The following is a 19,203-nucleotide window of genomic DNA, read 5'->3' as shown; positions in this document are numbered from 1 at the left end:
TCCTGTTCACCGGCCTGAGCGCCGGGCACGGGCCTGCTCGACCCAGAGGTCCCAGGGCCGATGAACCTGCGCTTCGATGTTCTCGGCTGCCGCGCGGCATTCCCCCTCGGTGAGATAGACGACCTCACCGAGCTTGCTGGCATCCATCAGGTAGCGGGCATTGAGTTCAGCATAGATTGCCCGATAGACCGCGCGCTGGATGCTGTCGGCGACGACGGTGGAACCATGGCCGCGCATCAGCACGATATCGCTGGCATCGAACTTCTCGGCGAGCGCGCGCCCGAGATGGTTGTTACTGACAAGCAGGTCGGTCGCGTCGCCGCCCGCCTCACGGATCTCGTAGACCGGCACATTCTGACCGACGAAACCGGCCATGTGGAACACGGCCTTCATGCGGAAGTTCTTGGCGATGCTGAACGGTACAATGGCGTGGGAATGGCTGTGCACCACGGCCTTGACGTCAGGCCGGCGACGGTAGATTTCGCCGTGGATAAAGCGTTCGAGATAGACCTTGCGGCCAGCAGCGTCGACCGCATCGCCATCGAGCGTGAATTCGACGATATCCTCTCGGCTCACACGGCCCGGCGCCATGTTGCGGGCAAGCAGGAACCGGTCCGGCCGCTTGTCATGACGGACGCTGACATGGCCGAAGCCATCAACCACGCCTTGATCGAAAAGGATATGGTTGGCCGCGACCAGGTCCTCGATCAGTTGTGGGGATGGTGGTGGCGCCGCCTCGGCAGTGTCGGTAATCGCGACGGCGATGGGCTGATGCGGATTGTCAGGCGAACACATGAGCGTAATCCTTGGCAAGTCTATGAAAACAGATCGACTTCTTTCCGGCCCGGCCGATCAGCCGAGCATGATGTTGATCGTCTTCGCTTCGGTGTAGGACAGCATCTCCTCGATGCCCTCTTCGCGACCGACGCCGGAATTTTTCATTCCGCCGAAGGGAACGCCGAGGAAATGGTTGGAGCAGCCGTTGATCCACATATGACCTGAACGCACGCGGCGCGCGACGTTGAGCGCGTTTTTGATGTCGTTGGTCCAGACGGCGCCCGTCAGGCCGTATTCCGTGCTGTTGGCGAGCGCGACGGCCTCTTCCGTAGTCTTCCAGCGACCGACCGACAGAATCGGACCGAAGACCTCTTCCTGCCAGAGCCGCATGCCGGGCTTGATGTCGGCATAGACCGTCGGCTCGACCCAGAAACCCTTTTCGAAGCCGCGCCCTGCAGGTCGCTTGCCTCCGGTCATCAGTCGCGAACCGTCGTGACGGGCTGTTTCGAAGAAGGACAGCACCTTGTCGTACTGCACACGGGAGTTCAGCGGTCCCATATCGGAGGCCGGATCGGCGGGGTCGCCGACCTTCAGTGCTGCAACGCGTTCGACCACGCGCGCCAGCACGGCATCGTGAATATCCTCGTGCAACAGAAGGCGGCTGGTCGAACCGCAGGACTGCCCCTGCCAAGTAAAGTTCATGCCCCGAACGGCGGCGGCGGCGATCACGTCGGGATCCATGTCCGGAAACGCGATCAGCGGGTTCTTGCCACCCAGTTCCAACGTGACGTGCTTGACCGCGACCTCGGCGGCTGCCCGCTGGATCGCACGCCCGGTCACAGGAGAGCCAATGAAAGCGATGCGCTTGATATCGGGATGGCGCACAATCGCGTCTCCAACAGTGGCGCCAGTTCCTGTCAGAACGTTAAACACGCCGGGTGGCAACGCCTCGCGCGCAACTTCCGCCAGGACGAGGGCAGAGAGAGGGCTGGTTTCCGGCGGTTTGACAATGACAGCATTGCCGGCGGCAAGTGCCGCGGCGGTGCGGGCGACAGCAAACATCAGCGGATGATTGAACGGCGCGATCCGGGCGACAACTCCATAAGGCTCGCGTAGCGTGAGATGCAGGTTCTCGGCGGTTGCCGGAATGGTCTCGCCCTTCAATTCATGGATGAGGCCTGCATAATAATCCAAGCTCTCCACAGCCATGCCGACATCGCCGCGCATCGGCGTGATGGTGTTGCCGGTATCTGCAACTTCGACTTGGAGTATCTCTTCTGCCCGCGCTTTCAGTGCTGCGCCGAAGGCTCGCAGGCGCCCCCCGCGTTCTGCGGGTGTCAACGCGGCCCAAGTGGGCCACGCGGCTTCCGCTGCCGCAACTGCACGGGCGACGTCGTCGCGTGTGCCGCGCGGAGAGCGGCCGATGATTTCCTCGGTCGCGGGATTGATGGAGTCGTCGAATTCCCCGGTCGAGCCGTGCACCAGCTCGCCACCGATCAGCATACGATCGGATGCGGTCACGTAAGCCATGACAATGTTTCCTGTTAATGTGTGGCGCCGGGCGCCATCGGATCGTCAGTGTGTGATCATGCCGCCATCGACATTCAGAAGCTGGCCGGTCACCCAGCGCGCCTGTCGCGAGAGCAGAAATGCAATAGCGTCCGCAATGTCATCCGGGCCGCCGGCCCGTTTGAGGCACTGTTGCTCGATCATCGCTTCCTTCTGCGCCGGTGTGACGGTTGCCCGCTCCACTTCGGTAAACGTTGGGCCCGGCGTCAGCGTATTGACACGCACGCCGAAGGCGCCCAGTTCGCGCGCCATTGCCCGGGACAGGCCCATGACGCCAGCTTTTGACGAGACATAGTGGGCGTAGTTCGGCCGTCCGAAATGAATGGTCGAGGACGCAATATTGACGACCGATCCTTCACCGGAAGCCACCAGGGCCTCGCGAGCCGCGCGCGTCATATTGAATACGCCCTTCAGGTTGACAGCCTGCACGCGGTCCCATTCTTCACTTGGGATGTCCCAGAAGGGACGCATTTCAAGCGTCGAAAAGATGGAGGCATTGTTCACCAGGCCGAAGACGCCGCCAAAGGCGTCCGTGGCCGCTTGAATGGTGGCGCGGCAGCTCTCCTCGCTGGCGACATCCGTTCGAACGAAGAGCCGGCGACCGGTGCCAGGTGACGCCTCAACCGCGACGGCCTCGCCCTTTTCGGCATTCCAGTCGGCGATCAGGACATCGACGCCCTCGGCCACCAGGCTCAGCGCCAGCCGCCGGCCGATCCCCTGCGCCGCACCGGTGACGACAACAGCGCCGTTTTCAGGATAACGATTCATAACTTTCTCCCAGTCAGGCCGCAGCGTCAGTTTTGTCGGTTATGTCGAGCAGGCATGTGACGAGTGACGCCTCCCCCTTGCGCACGGTTTCGGCTTCAAGCAGGGAGCCGCAGTCGGTGCAGACATGTTCGCGCAGTTCCAGATCCGCGTGGGTGCGAATGTGCTGGCCATAGGACGAGGGCTCCACGCGATAGCAACGCGCCCGCACCTTCCAGTTTTCGTCGGTAGGGCCGAGATCGCAGCCGCAGCCACACCTGAACCTGCCGTTCGCGGCCTGCATCTCGCCCGCACTCGCAAGCCTTCGCGGTGCGTCGCCGCCAAGCCGTCGGGTCCGGATCGCATGGCGCTCAGCCTCAGTTTCGGAAGCGGCAACCTGATCGTTCACGATGATTACGCCATATTGCTCACGCGCAGCCTCGATGCTCACATGACCGTTCAGGACATCTGCCAGCACCGCGGCTGGATCACGTTTCAGGGGGTCGCCGTAGCCACCACCGCCTTGGAAGGCGTATCCGAGCACGTCGCGCTGGCTGAGTCCCATCCGACCCGGCTTCGGCCCCAGGTGTTCGACGCCCGCATCCAGAAGCTCTGCGATGTTTCCGGCAAGGCTGGCAATTGTCGCCGGATCACCGGCGTCACGAAGCAGGACATTGCGACCGCACGCGCCCGGCAAGCCACCGAACTGACCGGCCGAATTGGGAACTTCGACGCCATGGCCGAGCATCATCGCCTGCAATCCGTCCGTGCCATAGGGAACGATGGCAAGGGCTGTGCCCGCACCACCTCGCTGTCGGCCCGGCCCGCCAGTATCGCGAACAAAGGAACGGAACAGGTAAAGAAACGGTCCATTGCCTTCGTTCGCCTCGACATTGGCGATGGCGGGGCGCGGGACACAATAGTCGCCAGAACCGTCGAGGCCGTCGTGGTCCGGAAATGCACCGCCGCCGCCGGCCGTCGAGTCAAGCAGGAACGTGCCGAATAGGGCACCGTCACGGTCCTTGCCTGCGAGCGTCATCACCATCATATGGCCCTTGGTCACCGCCTGGCCTTCATTGCGGTGCTCCGGCGAGCAGGCGACCATGCGTGACAGGGCCGCGACCACGACGTTCTGCACGATCCAAGCCGTCGAAATCGTTCCCGAGGAAATCGGAGCCGGCCATGTCGCGTTGCACAGAATGCCTTCGGGTGCGACGAAGTCGACGGCCCGCATGATGCCCTCGTTCCAGCGGATACGCGGCGCGAGAATGGGCAGGAGTCCGGTCAACGCTGCCCCACGCATGCCGGAGGCGGTGCAGTTGATGAAACCCGGCGCCTGCGGCGAGGTCCCGGTCATGTCGAGAGTGAGCCGGTCGCCTTTCTTGGTGGCCGTCACGCAAACCTGGTAGAGCACGTTGTCGTGGCCATCGTGCTCAATGTAATCGCGGGCGCGGAACACGCCGTCGGGTAGGGACGACAGCACCTGCCGTACCTGCCGCTCGGAGCTGGCGATCTCCTCGCGCATGATGGAGTCGACGACATCACCGCCATAGCGGTCCATCAGTTCGACAAGCCGGCGCACGGCAACGTTGTTGGCCGCGATCATTGCCTTGAGGTCGAGGCCGAGCACATGGGGCAAGCGTGTCATCCCCATGATCATCTGCCAGAGGTCCTGGCGCAGGACGCCGCCTTCGACGATCCGGATACCAGGCAGCAGCATCGCTTCCTGCTGGATCTCGGTGGCGCCGATCGCCCAGGAGCCGAAGCTCATCCCGCCGACGTCGAGCTGGTGAGCGCAGGAGCCTGCCCAGGCGACATGCCGGCCATTGTGGAAGACCGGCGCGACGATGGAAACATCCGGCTGGTGAATCGCACCGCGATAGGGGTCGTTGAGGATGAACATATCCCCTTCGCCAATCCCGGGGTTTTCCGAGAAGTTCTCGTTTATCGAGCGGATCACCGAGGACATCGTCCCGGTATGGAAAAGAACCTGTGGTCCCATCGTCACGATCGAACCGTCGGCAAGGTAGAGCCCGTTGTTGAAGTCCGTCGCCTCAGTGACAACGGGCGAGCCGGAAACAGACTTCAGGGTGATTGCCTGCTCTTCGGTGATCGCCTGGAGTTTGTTGCGCACGACCTCGAAAGTGATCGGATCGATGGTGTTCTTGTCGGTCGCGGCCATGTCAGATCTCCTCCCGCTGCTCGATGGTGATGTTGGAATGGCTGTCGAGCTGCGCGACCTGGCTCGCCGCTACGAAGACCGAGGTTTCGGGATGCTCGATGACGGCTGGTCCCTCCACGGTGAACCCCGTGGGTAGGTCACGCCAGTTGTAGACGGCGCAATCCATGCGGCGCCCGACCACCGGCTCAAAGATCGAGCGTCTGCCCGCCGTCGGCGCCTCGGTCGGCGTTCGCAGGGCAATTTCCGGACGGCGCGTCTTGCCGAAAGCTTCAATGCGGATATTCGTCAACTCTATCCCTGCTTCACGGAACGCCGAGCCTTTGCCGTAGGTCTGCTCATAGGTCTGTTCGAAGCTGTCGACGAGGCTTGCGATCGCAGCGTCGGTGACGGCGCCGTCGTCCAACGGAATGATCAGATCATTGGTCTGTCGCCGGTAGCGCAGGTCCGCTGTGCGCACCAGGCTGACATCCGACGCCGTGACACCGGCCCGGCTCATGGCTTCGAGGCACTCGATTTCAAGTTCCGCGAGGGTTGCGGCGATACGGCCGGCTTCCAGCCCTTCGCCAAGCGGTCGAGAACCCCCACCGCCGCGCATGAGAAGCGCCCGTTCGGTGGAAAACTGCAAATCGGCAGCTAGCGCCCCATAGGCGGAGTGCGCCATCGATGTGACGGGCACCACCATTTTCGACACGCCAAGCTCCGCGCCGTAGCCCGCGCAGTGCACGGGGCCCGCGCCACCATAGGCAAAGATCACGAAGTCCCGCGGATCGAATCCGCGGCCGATCGTCACCTCGCGTAATGTATCGGCCATCTGCGAGTCGACGATCCGGCGAATGCCGGCGGCCGCCTCTTCGACGGAAAGGCCGAGGGGTTTGGCGATGTACGTCTCAATCGCGGTGAGAGCGGCCACGCGATCAAGCTTCATCTTGCCGCCGAGGAAGGTCTCGGGATCGATAACGCCAAGAACGACATCGGCATCAGTGACGGTCGGCAACGTGCCGCCACGACCATAGCAAGCAGGGCCCGGCCATGCGCTGGCGCTATCGGGACCCACGCGGAGTTGGCCGTCGATGACGCGCGCGATGGAACCACCTCCAGCGCCGATGGCCCGCACCTCGATCATCGGAGTTGCGATATGGAATCCGCCAGCTTCGTGGTTGGTCGACATCAACGGCTTGTCGTCGACGACAATGGCGACGTCGAACGAGGTGCCACCCATGTCCGTGGTGATGAGATTGCGGTAGCCGAGCTTCTTGGCGAGATGAACCGAACCCATGACACCGCCGGTCGGTCCTGATGTGACGAGGGTGACCGGTCGCCGGGACGCTTCGGCAACAGGCATGACGCCGCCGGCCGAATTCAGGATTGAAAAGGCTCCCTTGAAACCCTTGCGGCGCAGCATCTGCTCGATACCGTCAAGATAGGAGACGACTTTCGGCGCGAGATAGGAATTAAGTGCAGCGGTTGCGGTCCGCTCATATTCGCCGAGAACCGGCGCAATCTCGCTCGAAAGGCTGACATAGGCTCCCGGTGCTTCCTCGCGAATGATCCGCGCGACAACCCGTTCGTGCTCGGGGTTACGAAACGCCCACAGAAAGGCAACTGCGAACGTCTGTACGCCCTCTGCAACGAGCGAACGGACCGCTGTGCGGACTTCGTCCTCATCGAGCGGCACCAGGATCGTGCCGGCATGATCGACGCGCTCGCGCACCTCTCGCACCAACTGCCGTGGCACGATCGGTTGCGGATAACGCCGCCGCGAGTACCAGCCGAGCCGGTCAACCGGAACGCCAGCAGTAAATCCCATCAACCGCTGGATTGCCAGCGTGTCGCCGAAACCGCGCGTGGCAATCAGGCCAGTCCGCGCACCATCCCGCTCAATGACGGCATTGGTCGCCTGTGTCGTGCCGTGGCCAAATGCGGTGACCTTGGCCAAGAGCTCCTCGCCCGACATGCCCCGCTGCCGGGCCGCATCTTCGACTGCATTGAAGACACCGACTTCCAGTTCGCCGGGCGTCGATAGGGCCTTCGTTGTCACCAGGTCGCCGTTCTCGTCCAGCATGACGAGGTCCGTGAACGTCCCTCCGATATCCACTCCCAGAAACATTCCGCTCCTCCCGAATTGGCTGCGCACTCCGCCGAATCCCCCGCGCCATACGGCACAGCCTCATCAGTCTTCGGCGAATGCGTCCGCGGAATCTGTGGAACCGCGGTTAAGGAGGATAGTATCTATCGCGTTGGGGCCTATCCAATATATAATTTCACCAAAACCATAGCCATTTTCGTATGGTTCTGGTTCGGACGGAGGCGGCTGGGTAGCAACCTACTTGATAAATGACCTGAGCCCGGCGGTCTCAAAACCGGATGGAGGCTGGCCATCCTCCGCGGAGTTGCGGACAAACTCCATCAAGCTGGACTGAAAATCGGAAAAGCTTTTGTCCCGTCTGCTCACAAGAAAGACAGGGACAGAAAGATCGACACCCGGCGTCGCGATACGACGAAGGATACCGCGCTCGCATTCGTCTCGCACCGATGTCTCCATGACGAAGGCAACGCCTGCATGAGCACGGACTGCCTGTTTCATGGCTTCAGGATGCCCAAGCTCGAGAACGACTTGCCGACCAATGATGCCATGGGCGCGCAGTGCATCCTCCTCCAGTTCCCGGCGAACCTGATTGCGCGGGGAAGATACGAAGGGAAGCGCAGCTATTTCCTCTGGCGACACCGATTCACCGACCAAGGTGCTACCAGCGGCTGCAACCAGTACGAGACGTTCGGTCCACAGACGTTCTACAGAAAGTCCGTCTACGTCATGGCGAGGATCGAGAATGCACACACCAAAGTCGCAGCTTCCGTCACGGACAGAGGCGGTGACGAGCTGGGGATTGGAAACAAGCAGTGTAACGTCACCTGTCGGGTGATTTTGACGAAACACGGAAAAAAGAGGTGGCAACACATAGGATGCGACGGTCATCGATGCAGAAACAATTGCCGTACCCAGTTCGGCCTCACCTGAAATGTTGAGTTCACGCTCCAATTCGCGGGTACGTGTTATGACCTCATTGGCCCATATGTGGACACGCCGACCGGCGGCTGTGAGTACCAGCCGCCTGCCACTGCGCTCGAACAACTTGACGCCGAGTTTGTCTTCGAGGAAGCGTAGATGCGCAGTTACGACGGGTTGTGCCACTGACATGCGTTCTGCGGTACGAGTGACGCTCTGCAACTCGCACACTGTGCAAAATATCTCGAGTTTGTGCAGCGTCGTCTGTGACGCAAATATCCGCTTCAACGCTCCCCTCCCTGACATAGTCCAGTGACTATATGTTGAAACCAATCATAGCCCCCTTCTGGGTATTCACAAACCTTTCATTGTTTTGCCCTTTCCGGGCAGCTTCCCTTGATGATTCAGCTCGACTTTCTGATCAATAAGGCTGCCATCAACCATGCAGGAGCGGTAATTGGAGTCCCTCTCGCGATCAGCTGAAAATATGAACGCGGATGCAGTAGCGGTGGGCTGTGAGCGCCAGGATCTGAATGGAATTCTGATCGAACACGCTCAAGAGCTTGCGACGAGCTTGGTTCTACGAGTAAACTCGGTGGGAGCCCCCTGCGGAATTCCACCAAGAGCGGCGACAGCGAGTGCTCCGGAAGCAACAATAACTGTATGCCACCGGCGGATGGCCGGGATGCGCTCATAAGGGAGCGATCAACCGTCCCGCAGAATGGCCAGTGCAGGTACAATCAAATGCACGATATGCATTAATGAACCTTTGGAGCGTGTGAGCACTGGAGCGTCAATAGAGTTGCCAATCATCAAGGGGAGACGCAATAGCTGTCCCGCCTGCCGAATCCTTTCGGTGCCGGGACGGTAGATATGCCGTACCGGACTCTGCGGCGTTATGCTGTAGCTGTCGTCTGGTCTTCGATTGCTGCCGCGGGGACGTTCTTCTTCAGGGACTCGATCGACTTCAGGGCAGATGCCTTCGCCGAATAGCCCTCGGAGCTGAACATGATCTCACCGTTCGAGGCGCGAAAACGAAACCGGTACTCGCCAGCCTTGTCCTGATAAACTTCGAATTTGTACATTTCAGATTTCCTTTTCGAGGTTACATCCAGCCAGTTCGGCTGCGAATTTTATCGTGAGAGGCTCAGCGGCTGCTGATCAGCTGGTTCCTGATCAGGCCGACGACGATCTGAACGATCGCTCCACCCACCCCGCCGCCGACGAGCTGGCCGAGGACCGCGCCTATATCGAGGCCTGCAGAAGCGTCCCCTGCGGCCGCGCCGAGGATAGAGCCCAACAGCGACCCGCCGCCGATACCACCGATCGCGCCAGCGATGAGATTGCCGAGGCTACCCAGATCAGACTCCTTGATAACCTTGCCGCCTGCGGTTCCCCCGACTGCCCCGCCAATAAGCTGGGCGAGAATTGTACCGATATCCATAATTCCACCTCCTCAAAATCAGACGTTGTTCCAATCGAGAGATAGCGATAAAACTTCAATGAAGACAAGCACCTAAAGAAGTCCCCTCAACTCAGCGATTGTTTGGGTAATGCAAATCGGGGCGGAAGTGGGGTGTTGCTGCTGTCTGCCGACCGTTTCCTTGTCGAAATCAGATCAGTATGTCGAAATCCAATCAAAATCGACGGCAGCTTTGTTCCGAAAATTTCGCAATGCTTTGAGGGATCGGAGCAATGAAATATTAGATTTGATGGACGCCTCTGCATGCCAGTCCGCCGATGATGAGGTGTCGTTGTCTTTTTGTTCGACGTCAATTCGAAGCATCAGCCATGGCATGGACGTCCGAAAGACATTTCCAGCCAGTGGCCTGGCAGTTGAACGAACCGGATGGAAGGACATGCAATGAAGCATTTAGTCTTGATAGCGGCCTCCGCCGCTTTCTTGAGTTGCGGCGTCCCAGGCTCCGCGACAGCACAGACCGCCGCAGAAACAAACCAGGCGCTTGATGCGTTGTTCGGCAGCCATGCAGCCTATCAGCAGTTTTTCGAGAAGCTGCAAAAAGCCATTGCCGCAAGCGACAAGCAGGCCGTCGCCTCGATGGTAGATTATCCGTTCCGCGCACGGATTGGGGGTAGGGCTGCCAAGATAACCGACGCCGCGCATTTTTTGGCCGACTACGACAAGATCATCACCACCAAGGTGAAGCAGGCCGTTCTCAAGCAGACCTACCCGACGCTGTTCGCCAATTGGCAAGGCGTGTCGATCGGTGACGGTGAGGTCTGGTTTTCCGGTGTTGGGGACAGCAACACCATCAGGATCACCGCGATCAACGACTGACACCTGATCGATGAAGGCCAATCCCGACGATAGCGGAGTCGCCCGTCGTCGACAATTTTGAGGGGTTCAAATGCTACGTTACCTGTTCATCGCTTCACTCGCACTCGGCTCGTCCTCGGCGGTTTCTGACGCTCGCGCGCAATCGACTGTCGAATGCCAGTCGAGGCATTATCAGTACGGTGAGTGCTGGGCCGGGCCGCTGAGCAAGCCGCAGCTCATTCATCAGACCTCCGGCAGCCCATGCATTCTGAACCGGACATGGGGCTACAATCCCCGCAGCAAATATATCTGGGTCGCGCAAGGTTGCTCAGGGATTTTCGCCGATGTCGGGGGTTACCATCATGGCCGCGGCGACACTTTTGATCCGAATGCCCGCATGTATGACCAACGCGGCCATGATGTTGGTGCGGTTGTCGGCGGCGCCATTCTCGGCGCTCTGATCGAGGGGATGGCGGATAGCAGTCACAACCGTCGGCACACAACGAGCAATTACCGGCGCGACGACGGCTATAATGGCTGTCACGGGGTCGGATGCATGGTCGATAATCCGGACGAGGTGATCGATACCAGACCGCAATTCGACAGGCAGGGAGAACCGAATTTTGACGTGCATGGCAACTACCAGGGCTGCCATGGCGCAGGTTGCCTCGTCGACGATCCAGGCGACGCTGAGTAATCTGGGAGGTCAACAACATGCATGCCAATCATATCCCGGCTAAAGCACTATTCGCGTTGCTGCTTGTGACCACCCCGGTCCATGCCAACGACACGAGTGCCGTGCTCGGCGCCGGCGGGCTGTCGCTGACGACTTCGGACCATATCGTGATGGCGAGTGAGGATCTCTATCTGTCGCCGAGCGAGGTTCGCATACATTACGTCTTTCGCAATGAAAGCGACCGGGACATCACCACAACGGTGGCCTTTCCCCTTCCAGACATCGATCAGAGCGCCTTTGCAACGGTGTTCCTGCCAGTTGAGGATCATGAGAACTTCGTTGGCTTCCAGGTGACCGCGGACGGAAAGTCCATCCATCCCAAGCTTGAGCAGAAGGCATTCACCGATAGCGGCGCCGATGTGACAACCGTGATCACGAAGGCCGGCCTGCCGGTCAATTCGAAACTGCCAGGGTGGGAAGACAAGGCGCGCGCCTTGCCGGAGAAAGTCTGGCGGGAGCTTGTGGCTCAGGGGTTTATTGAGGAGGAAGATCCGTCCGATCGATCGGCCGATTTCAGCGTCAACTGGAACCTGCGCGCGACCTTTCACTGGGAGCAGACTTTCCCTGCAGGGAAAGCTGTCGTCATACACCACCGCTACAAGCCCATCGTCGGTGGCACTTCGATTTTCTCGGACGAAGCGCAGTTCAAGGACTATGTACGTTACTGCCTCGATGACCAGGGCAAGGCGGGAGTCCGCCATCTACTGAAGCAGGCACAGGCCGCGGCGAAAGCCGATCCGGAAAAGCCGGCTGGAATCGCACCCAACGAATTGAGCTATGTGTTGACCACCGGCGCCAACTGGAAGGGACCGATCGGAGATTTTCATCTGACGATCGACAAGGAAAAGCCGCATGCGGTTCTTTCGCTTTGCATGAGCGGGCTCAACAAGACCGGGCCCACGACGTTCGAGATAAGGCGAAAAGACTTCACACCTACAGAGGACATCCGCTTCGTCGTTTTTGAGGGGCAATAGGCAACGTCGCCAGTTTATACTTGATGGTGAACAACAATTATCGAGGGACAAATTACAGTGTTGATCAGAAACTCAATAATTCTACTTTCCGCGTCAATTCTTCTGGCTGGCTGCACCAGCAGCAAGAAGCCATGGGTCAAAAGCGACGTCCCCCAATCCGAAACCGAACAGGCCATGGCAGAGTGCAAGTACCAGGCTGAGGCCGCCACGATCGGTATCGGATCGGGCGGACACTACAAGACCTATGAGAGCGCCATCGGCGCCGGTATCGCCAATGGCATAGAGCAGGAGCTGGACAGGGAAAAGCTGGTAGCGGATTGCATGAAAGCGAAAGGCTTCACCCAATAGCGGGCCGGGTTCCATTCTCGGGCACATCGCTGGCTATCTCATTCGATCATCGCCGGCGCAGCCAGTCGAGGCCTTCTCCGGGGAAAAGCTCTGATTCCTGGAATTTATCGGACCATTCGGCAGGACCCTGCCGATAAGAATCCTCCAAGCAGAAACCGGAGGAGAACGGACGCTTCTCCGGATGGATTATTATGATACGGCTCGTATTCTTGCTTCTTGGGGCCAGGGCGCTCAAACCCGCCTGGAAAGTGTTGGTAACCGCCGGCGTCGCCTGGATGCTGATTGGCATTGCCATCCTGTTCGATCTGAGCGACGGCAAGCTGTTCCTCCTGCTCGACACATTCGCCATTTTCCTCATCGTTGAAGGTCTGATTGAGCTCACCGCTGCTTTTTCGGTCGGTGTGCGACAGCACTGGATTGATGCGTTCCGGGGGCTTGCCTTCCTTGTCGCCGCCTTTCTCGTGTTCAATGTTCCCTGGGATGGCAATATCGGGGCTGCGATCGTGTTCGGCTTCGCCTTCCTGGTGGATGGGCTTTTCCGGATCGCTACGGCTTTCGTCGTCCACAGCTCGCGCTGGCGCGTCGGTATAGCTGCGGGAGTGACCGAGGTGTGTCTCGCGGTGGCCATATTGATGTCATGGCCGGTTCCACATCTGCTGACTGTACCGTTCTGCTTCGCGCTTTTGCTGCTGACCTCAGGATACGCCATCGTGCGAATGGCGCTGCCGTTACGCGAGCTTCCCGAAGGCGGGTCCGTAACAGCTCTTCCGCTTTATGCCGCCCGCAACTGGCAAGGTGGCGTGCCGCGCCCCGTCATCCCCCTGGACGAGGATGTTTGGAGTTCGGCGGATGAGATTCTCAATGTCTATGTCTGGACGGCGGCCGGCGCGATCGGAAGCCCGGAGCGAAGAGTGCTGATCGACCGGTATGTCGCGGCGGTCGACAAGAATGGCGTGATTTCGACTGGACACGCGGCGCTCGAAATGCCGCCTCATCTCTACATCAGCCACTATCCGGCTGACGATATCGACCATAACCCCGACGACTTTCGGGCACTGCTTCGTGCAGGTCACGAAAATGACGTGCCCGGTCGGTTCAATCCGTCGCTGGAATGGGAGGCAGCCAATTGGTGCATGCCAGACCAGAAGGTGACGTTCCGGCGTTTCAAGCCGGAAGCGTTGCGTCGTTTCTGGGCTGCCTACTCTGAGGACAACACCTACAATCTGACAGCGCGCAATTGCTCTACAACCGTGATCCAGGCACTGGATGCGGCCCTAGAAGGGAGCAGCTATACCGGCCACATCTGGTGCGATCTCTTCAAACTTCTAACCAATCCGCAGTTCTGGCTGCTGCGCCTTGTCCGCGGTCGTGCGGAGGCGATGACCTGGACACCGGGGCTAGTGCTGGACTATTCGCGCCTGCTACTCGCTGTGGTCGAGAACAATCAGGGCCGCTGGCGCAGGAAACTTCGCCAGGCGCTTCAGGCGCGACGTTCATTTGCTCATCAGGACGAGCGCGCCGAAGCTGCCGCGAGGCAGCTATGAACCAGAACACTCGAACCGCGGTGGTCATCACCATAACGGCGACGATTTTCGGTCTGACCTATGGCCTGAGTGCGCCGCTAATCGCGCTCGAGCTTGCCGAAGCGGGGTTTTCCGAGAGCTTCATCGGTGCGAACGGCGCGATGTATGCCGTCGGTGTGTTGCTGGCCGCCCCGTTCATGCCGCGCCTGTTCGGCCTGTTCGGCTTTGGACGCCTCGCGAAAAGCGCCCTTCTCGGAGCCGGCAGCATTCTTCTCCTGTTCCCCGCCGCTCCCTTTCTCTGGATATGGTTTCCGCTGCGGGCAGCGCTTGGCGCCGTGTCCGAGACACTGTTCGTCGTTTCGGAAACCTGGCTCAACCATCTGGCAAGCGAGGCATCACGCGGACGTCTGATTGCCATATACATGACCGCGCTTTCGTGCGGGACGGCCCTCGGTCCCACCATTCTCGCCCTTGTGGGCCGGCACGAACTCTGGGCATTCGTCATCGGTGCACTGGTCACATTTGCCGCCTGCATTGTCCTTGTTTTCGGCAAACCGAAAGAGCCGAAGTCCGAACGCGAGGAGATCGGAAATCCATTCCGGTATCTCAGGCTGGTGCCCGTTGCAGTCGCATCTGCGGCGCTCAATGCAGCTCTGGAAGCGGCGGGACTCAGCCTTCTGCCAATTTATGCCGTGAGCCTCGGATGGCCGGAGCAATCCGCAACGATCCTTCTAACCGTACTTCTCATCGGCTCAATTGCCATGCAATTGCCTATTGGCTGGCTCGGGGACCGGATGCCGCGCTCGAAACTTCTGATGTTGCTGGCACTGGTCGCGACCGTTGGAGCAGCCTTCTGGCCATTGGCGCTCGCGCATGCCTGGCTTGCCTATCCGCTTCTGTTCGTGTGGGGCGGTGTGTTCGTCGGAATCTACACGACTACGGTCGCAATGCTCGGCGATCTTTACGAAGGGGGCGAACTCGTGGGGATCTATGCGCTGCTTTCCGTAGCATGGGGAGTGGGCGCCTTCGCCGGACCGCTCCTGTGTGGCATTGCCATGGAGATGACCCTGCACGGGCTTCCGCTCTTTGCTGCCGTTGCCTGCGGCATTTTTGGCCTGGCTTCGATCTTCATGCCGATCCGGAGCCGGGTTTCCGTCCGCTAGTCGAGCTTAACAGTTATGCGCCGTTGTGGACTATTGCGGGAGGGGCTCGTGAAAAACACTTACCGCTGCCGAAAATGCTGTCGGTGAAGCATGAACTTCAATTCCTGCCCGTGAAACTCTTGGTGGTGCGAGCCGTCCTTCAATAGATTCACACTTTCGGAACATCTGTCGACACCTTGATTTGTGATCTCATACAAAATCTGGACGGCCCACGACCCTGTTTCGCCCCAGAGCTTTGGCCTGGTAGAGCGCGGCATCCGCCCGCGTGAGCAGTTCCCGGAAATCCTTCGCATCCCTCGGAAAGGTTGCAATGCCAATGCTGATCGTAACCTCGAGGTCCAGGCCGGGATTTGGAGAGCCTGCCACGGCGGCGCGGATACGCTCGGCAAGCGCCATGGCGCCCGGCGGTGTTTCCGGGCAAAGCAGCGCGAACTCCTCACCACCATAGCGGAATAGCTTGTCTCCTTCGCGTTTCGTCCGCGCGATGATGTCGGCCACCGTCTGTATCACACGGTCTCCCGTCGGGTGTCCGTGCGTATCGTTGATCGCCTTGAAGTGATCGATGTCGATCATCATGAGGCTCACCGAAAGCTTCGAACGCGAGGCCGCCTTCAACATGGCCGGGCCTTTGGCATCGAACTGTCCCCGATCCTTCAGCCCGGTAAGGGCGTCCCGGCCGATCCGTTCGACAAGCTTTTCGTAGCGATGGCGGTAGGTCAGGCGGTCGAAGATGTCGCCGGCTTTCTGTGGGCGGCTGCGGGGCGTGCTTTTCTCGATGATGCGCAGGTAAAGCGTGAGCATCATGCTGAAGAAGCCCGCCGCGCCGATCTTAGCGATCCAACCGCCATAAAAGGCCGAGACCGGCACCCCGGACAGAAGGTTCAAACCGACATAGAAGAAAACCTGATCAAGGCTTAGTACGACGGCCAGACTGATAAAGATCCTGCCCGGAACGGTGTTTGTCACCATTGCGCCAAGCCGTTCGTAGATGATCACCATGGCGATCAGGTCGACAAAGAGCAGTACCGTGCCCCAGACCATAAGGAAGCCGATCTGGTCGAGGAAGGGCAGATCCACGTTATAGCCCGGCAAGCTGACGGTACCGCTGTAGGCACGCAGGATCACCGCCAGCACCACCATGAGGATGTTGCCGAGCAGCAACCCATAGACGGGTTGGCGCATGCTCTCAGCATCTTCCTTGATGTAGAGCAGCAGGAAGAAGGCGAGTTTGCCCGCAAACATCACGGTAGAGCCGGGTGAGATCAGCCCGAACGGCAGTTCGATGAAGAAGACCGCCGCCAGGTAGGTCTCGAGGAAGTGCATGGCCCCGAGGACGGAATAGAAGATCCCGATCCCTATTGCCGCTCGATAGTGAAAAATGGCCGCCATCGCGGCGAAATAGATGACTGCCTGCGTCAGCAGCACAAGAAAACCCGACATGTCGTCAATAAGCCCCCAACCGCAATCTCGTTTCTGCCTGTCCTCCCGTTTATTGGTTCCCACCTTGTTGAACCGCCGCGCCTCTATCCTCTAAAGCCTCCTTCGCGCAGGAAGGAGGCTTCCTCGGCGGTTGTCTCGCGCCCCAACATAGGATTGCGGTGCGGAAATCGCCCAAAACGACGGACAATATCGCGATGGCCCTCGGCATGAGAGTGCCACGGCTCGCCGAGCCTTGCATTGAGCGCCACCGAGACGTCCTGGTCAGCGACATCTTCCGAATGGGCGAAGGGCAAGCAGAAGAAAAGGCGCAGTTCAGGCTCGACACGCTCCATATGCCCGACCGCCTGCGCCTGTCGGGCATAGTTTCGGGCCAGCGGGTCCGTGGCGTACATGTGGCCCGTGCCGCGGAAGGCGTTGCGCGGGAACTGGTCGGTGAGGATAAGCAGCGCCAGTGCACCCTCCGGCGTTTCGATCCAGCCGTCATGCCGCCGTTCGGCGACCGCCATGTGGAGGTTCAAGAAGCGCTCCCTAAACCTGCGGTCAAAGTCTTTGTCCTTGTCGAACCATCGACCTTCCTGGCCGGCATCCTTCCAGAAGCCGACAACATCTGGAATCAGCCCGTCGTCTCGGCGCCGCCGCGTTCCCAGCATCGCGATCATGACGAAGCCTCCGGCTGCGCAGGTCGGCTTGTGCCGGGAGCATTACCATGGATCAGATCGCGGCCGGCATAGATGCCTCCGACCGTTTCGATCTCGAAGCGCTCCGCATCGCGCCTGCGGATGCCGGCCATCAGCTCAGTGGCGGCTTCCGGCTCGTCGCCGAGCACGACCAGCACCCGCTCGCCCAGCCTGAGGGCGGATTCGAAGGTCTCGCGGACCTGATAGTCGACCCCGGCATGGACCAATTCGATGGCATGCTCGCGATCTATCGAGCGCGCCAGGACTGGCACCAGTGGAAACTCGTGCCGGGCGAGTTCGGCGATGGTGCTTGCCGCCTTCGCGTCATTGACTGCAACGACGATCGCTTTCGCGTTTTCCGCTCCTGCTGCATGAAGGATGTCGAGGCGCGATCCGTCGCCATAATAGACCTTAAAGCCGAAATCTTCGGCATCGCGGATCGCCTCGGTGCTCGTCTCGATGATCGAGATCGAATGCCCACGCGCCAGAAGTGGCTGGCTGACGATCTGCCCGAAGCGCCCGAAGCCAATCAGCAGGACACTCCCGGAAAGGCCTTCGGCGATATCCACGCCATCCATGGACTGCACCGGCTTCGGGAGCAGCCGGTCGTGCACGATAACCATCAGCGGCGTCAGCACCATGGAGATAATGATGATTGCCGTCAGGTTGGCGTTCCATTCGGGTGTCAGGATGCCGAACTGCATGGCGGTGGAATAGAGCACGAAGGCGAACTCGCCGCCCTGCGCCATCAGCACCGTACGCTCGATCGCTTCCCGGTTGTCTGCCTTCAGAAAACGCGCGACACCGTAGATCACAACCATCTTGAGGAACATGAAAGCCGGCACCGAGATCGCGATGACGGTCCAGTTCGCGGCAATGATGTTCAGATCGAGCGCCATGCCGACGCCGAGGAAAAACAGGCCGAGCAGCAGTCCGCGGAAAGGCTCGACATCGGCTTCTAGCTGGTGGCGGAAGGAGGACTCCGATAGGAGCACACCGGCAAGGAATGCGCCCATCGCCATGGACAGTCCGCCGACCTGCATGAGCACCGCCGCGCCGAGCACGACCAGAAGTGCCGCCGCCGTCATTACCTCGCGGGCGCCGAACCGGGCCAGCAGGCGGAACATCGGATCGAGCAGATAACGTCCGGCCAGCACCAGCGCCGCGATTGCCGCAAGCCCGATGGCAACGCCCGTGAGACGATCGGCCAGGGTCGCCTCGGCCCCGCCCGGCGCGAGGAAGGCGACCAGTGCCAGCAGCGGCACGATAGCGAGGTCTTCCAGCAGCAGAATCGCGATGATCCGGCGCCCTTTCGGCAGTCCCATCACGCCGCGTTCCTCCAGCATCTGCATCACAATGGCGGTCGAGGTCAGCACGAAGCCTGTGCCGGCGACGAAGCTTGCCGCCGTCGGATAGCCGAGCGCGATGCCGACCCAGACTAGTACCGCGATGGCGAGGCCCACCTGCAGGAGGCCGAGCCCGAAGATCTCGCCGCGCATGGCCCACAGGCGCGAAGGCTGCATCTCCAGGCCGATGATGAACAGGAAGAGCACGACGCCAAGTTCAGCAACGTGGATGATCGATTGCGCGTCGTGGAAGAAGCCGAGGCCGAACGGGCCAATTGCAAGTCCTGCTGCGAGGTAGCCTAGGACCGAGCCGAGCCCCGCGCGGCGGAACAGTGGTACAGCAACGACTGCGGCCGCGAGCAGAACGACGACGGCGATCAGGTCGACGCCGCCATGATGGGCCGCTTCTGCAGCCTGGGTAACAGTTTCAGCGGCCATGATC

The 19,203-nt window shown here is 60.2% G+C and carries 17 protein-coding genes; 5 read left to right on the top strand and 12 right to left on the bottom strand.

All coding sequences use genetic code 11. The annotated features are described in order from the left end of the window. Nucleotides 1-6: 6 nt before the first annotated feature. From AC0TOF_RS08780 to AC0TOF_RS08745, 8 genes are all read right to left on the bottom strand, one after another. Nucleotides 7-795 carry a class II aldolase/adducin family protein gene (locus AC0TOF_RS08780; RefSeq protein WP_473767945.1) on the bottom strand — a complete coding sequence of 263 codons (789 nt, stop codon included), beginning with the start codon at nucleotides 793-795 and terminating at the stop codon, nucleotides 7-9. Nucleotides 796-852: 57 nt separating this feature from the next. Beyond that, nucleotides 853-2,307, bottom strand: a complete 1,455-nt coding sequence (locus AC0TOF_RS08775; RefSeq protein ID WP_473767944.1) for an aldehyde dehydrogenase family protein — start codon at nucleotides 2,305-2,307, stop codon at nucleotides 853-855. Nucleotides 2,308-2,352: 45 nt separating this feature from the next. Beyond that, nucleotides 2,353-3,114 (bottom strand): SDR family NAD(P)-dependent oxidoreductase, encoded by a 762-nt coding sequence (locus AC0TOF_RS08770; protein ID WP_151572790.1) that lies wholly within the window; start codon nucleotides 3,112-3,114, stop codon nucleotides 2,353-2,355. 13 nt (nucleotides 3,115-3,127) lie between these two features. Continuing rightward, nucleotides 3,128-5,272, bottom strand: a complete 2,145-nt coding sequence (locus AC0TOF_RS08765) for a hydantoinase B/oxoprolinase family protein (protein WP_473767943.1) — start codon at nucleotides 5,270-5,272, stop codon at nucleotides 3,128-3,130. A 1-nt stretch (nucleotide 5,273) separates the two neighbouring features. Beyond that, nucleotides 5,274-7,379 (bottom strand): hydantoinase/oxoprolinase family protein, encoded by a 2,106-nt coding sequence (locus AC0TOF_RS08760; RefSeq protein WP_473767942.1) that lies wholly within the window; start codon nucleotides 7,377-7,379, stop codon nucleotides 5,274-5,276. Between the two features lie 216 nt (nucleotides 7,380-7,595). Next, the gene (locus tag AC0TOF_RS08755; RefSeq protein WP_473767941.1) at nucleotides 7,596-8,582 is read right to left on the bottom strand and encodes a LysR family transcriptional regulator; all 987 of its coding nucleotides are present in this window, start codon (nucleotides 8,580-8,582) and stop codon (nucleotides 7,596-7,598) included. 590 nt (nucleotides 8,583-9,172) lie between these two features. After that, nucleotides 9,173-9,361, bottom strand: a complete 189-nt coding sequence (locus AC0TOF_RS08750) for a YegP family protein (protein WP_265613400.1) — start codon at nucleotides 9,359-9,361, stop codon at nucleotides 9,173-9,175. Nucleotides 9,362-9,423: 62 nt separating this feature from the next. Continuing rightward, a complete protein-coding gene (locus AC0TOF_RS08745; protein WP_473767940.1) occupies nucleotides 9,424-9,720 on the bottom strand; it encodes a hypothetical protein in 297 nt (98 codons plus the stop codon). Nucleotides 9,721-10,125: 405 nt separating this feature from the next. Here AC0TOF_RS08745 and AC0TOF_RS08740 point away from each other — a divergent pair, with 405 nt between their 5' ends. The 3 genes from AC0TOF_RS08740 to AC0TOF_RS08730 all read left to right on the top strand — a co-directional run bounded on the left by AC0TOF_RS08740 (nucleotide 10,126) and on the right by AC0TOF_RS08730 (nucleotide 12,264). Continuing rightward, nucleotides 10,126-10,575 carry a hypothetical protein gene (locus tag AC0TOF_RS08740; protein ID WP_473767939.1) on the top strand — a complete coding sequence of 150 codons (450 nt, stop codon included), beginning with the start codon at nucleotides 10,126-10,128 and terminating at the stop codon, nucleotides 10,573-10,575. Nucleotides 10,576-10,645: 70 nt separating this feature from the next. After that, the gene (locus tag AC0TOF_RS08735; RefSeq protein WP_473767938.1) at nucleotides 10,646-11,251 is read left to right on the top strand and encodes a DUF3011 domain-containing protein; all 606 of its coding nucleotides are present in this window, start codon (nucleotides 10,646-10,648) and stop codon (nucleotides 11,249-11,251) included. Nucleotides 11,252-11,268: 17 nt separating this feature from the next. Continuing rightward, nucleotides 11,269-12,264, top strand: coding sequence for a DUF4424 domain-containing protein (locus AC0TOF_RS08730; RefSeq protein WP_473767937.1), 996 nt, complete (start codon nucleotides 11,269-11,271; stop codon nucleotides 12,262-12,264). Between the two features lie 93 nt (nucleotides 12,265-12,357). Here the strand turns inward: AC0TOF_RS08730 and AC0TOF_RS08725 are convergent, their stop codons facing one another. After that, nucleotides 12,358-12,627 carry a hypothetical protein gene (locus AC0TOF_RS08725; protein ID WP_473767936.1) on the bottom strand — a complete coding sequence of 90 codons (270 nt, stop codon included), beginning with the start codon at nucleotides 12,625-12,627 and terminating at the stop codon, nucleotides 12,358-12,360. A 176-nt stretch (nucleotides 12,628-12,803) separates the two neighbouring features. On the opposite strand from AC0TOF_RS08725, the gene AC0TOF_RS08720 reads away from it, so the two are divergent. Then, the gene (locus tag AC0TOF_RS08720) at nucleotides 12,804-14,156 is read left to right on the top strand and encodes an HdeD family acid-resistance protein (protein WP_473767935.1); all 1,353 of its coding nucleotides are present in this window, start codon (nucleotides 12,804-12,806) and stop codon (nucleotides 14,154-14,156) included. Further along, on the top strand, nucleotides 14,153-15,298 hold the full coding sequence (locus tag AC0TOF_RS08715) for an MFS transporter (RefSeq protein ID WP_473767934.1): 1,146 nt from the start codon (nucleotides 14,153-14,155) through the stop codon (nucleotides 15,296-15,298). Before AC0TOF_RS08720 ends, AC0TOF_RS08715 begins: the two co-directional genes overlap by 4 nt. A gap of 189 nt (nucleotides 15,299-15,487) precedes the next feature. Here AC0TOF_RS08715 and AC0TOF_RS08710 read toward each other — a convergent pair whose 3' ends face one another. The 3 genes from AC0TOF_RS08710 to AC0TOF_RS08700 form a co-directional block, all read right to left on the bottom strand. Continuing rightward, nucleotides 15,488-16,738: a GGDEF domain-containing protein gene (locus AC0TOF_RS08710; protein WP_473767933.1), complete on the bottom strand. Its 1,251-nt coding sequence runs from the start codon at nucleotides 16,736-16,738 to the stop codon at nucleotides 15,488-15,490. 83 nt (nucleotides 16,739-16,821) lie between these two features. Continuing rightward, a complete protein-coding gene (locus AC0TOF_RS08705) occupies nucleotides 16,822-17,397 on the bottom strand; it encodes a DUF924 family protein (RefSeq protein ID WP_473767932.1) in 576 nt (191 codons plus the stop codon). Next, nucleotides 17,394-19,199, bottom strand: coding sequence for a monovalent cation:proton antiporter-2 (CPA2) family protein (locus AC0TOF_RS08700; protein ID WP_473767931.1), 1,806 nt, complete (start codon nucleotides 19,197-19,199; stop codon nucleotides 17,394-17,396). Before AC0TOF_RS08700 ends, AC0TOF_RS08705 begins: the two co-directional genes overlap by 4 nt. Between the last annotated feature and the right edge of the window lie 4 nt (nucleotides 19,200-19,203).

It is taken from the genome of Ochrobactrum sp. PL_is501 (assembly GCF_055816895.1).
This window is presented reverse-complemented; position numbering and strand designations above follow the sequence as displayed.

Bases quoted from the DNA above. Each gene is read 5' to 3' on its own strand.
- AC0TOF_RS08755 (WP_473767941.1), bottom strand. From the start codon at position 8,582: ATGTCAGGGAGGGGAGCGTTGAAGCGGATATTTGCGTCACAGACGACG.
- AC0TOF_RS08700 (WP_473767931.1), bottom strand. From the start codon at position 19,199: ATGGCCGCTGAAACTGTTACCCAGGCTGCAGAAGCGGCCCATCATGGC.
- AC0TOF_RS08710 (WP_473767933.1), bottom strand. From the start codon at position 16,738: ATGTCGGGTTTTCTTGTGCTGCTGACGCAGGCAGTCATCTATTTCGCC.
- AC0TOF_RS08720 (WP_473767935.1), top strand. From the start codon at position 12,804: ATGATACGGCTCGTATTCTTGCTTCTTGGGGCCAGGGCGCTCAAACCC.
- AC0TOF_RS08705 (WP_473767932.1), bottom strand. From the start codon at position 17,397: ATGATCGCGATGCTGGGAACGCGGCGGCGCCGAGACGACGGGCTGATT.
- AC0TOF_RS08715 (WP_473767934.1), top strand. From the start codon at position 14,153: ATGAACCAGAACACTCGAACCGCGGTGGTCATCACCATAACGGCGACG.
- AC0TOF_RS08740 (WP_473767939.1), top strand. From the start codon at position 10,126: ATGGAAGGACATGCAATGAAGCATTTAGTCTTGATAGCGGCCTCCGCC.
- AC0TOF_RS08735 (WP_473767938.1), top strand. From the start codon at position 10,646: ATGCTACGTTACCTGTTCATCGCTTCACTCGCACTCGGCTCGTCCTCG.
- AC0TOF_RS08760 (WP_473767942.1), bottom strand. From the start codon at position 7,379: ATGTTTCTGGGAGTGGATATCGGAGGGACGTTCACGGACCTCGTCATG.
- AC0TOF_RS08780 (WP_473767945.1), bottom strand. From the start codon at position 795: ATGTGTTCGCCTGACAATCCGCATCAGCCCATCGCCGTCGCGATTACC.
- AC0TOF_RS08770 (WP_151572790.1), bottom strand. From the start codon at position 3,114: ATGAATCGTTATCCTGAAAACGGCGCTGTTGTCGTCACCGGTGCGGCG.
- AC0TOF_RS08725 (WP_473767936.1), bottom strand. From the start codon at position 12,627: ATGGAACCCGGCCCGCTATTGGGTGAAGCCTTTCGCTTTCATGCAATC.
- AC0TOF_RS08765 (WP_473767943.1), bottom strand. From the start codon at position 5,272: ATGGCCGCGACCGACAAGAACACCATCGATCCGATCACTTTCGAGGTC.
- AC0TOF_RS08730 (WP_473767937.1), top strand. From the start codon at position 11,269: ATGCATGCCAATCATATCCCGGCTAAAGCACTATTCGCGTTGCTGCTT.
- AC0TOF_RS08775 (WP_473767944.1), bottom strand. From the start codon at position 2,307: ATGGCTTACGTGACCGCATCCGATCGTATGCTGATCGGTGGCGAGCTG.
- AC0TOF_RS08745 (WP_473767940.1), bottom strand. From the start codon at position 9,720: ATGGATATCGGTACAATTCTCGCCCAGCTTATTGGCGGGGCAGTCGGG.
- AC0TOF_RS08750 (WP_265613400.1), bottom strand. From the start codon at position 9,361: ATGTACAAATTCGAAGTTTATCAGGACAAGGCTGGCGAGTACCGGTTT.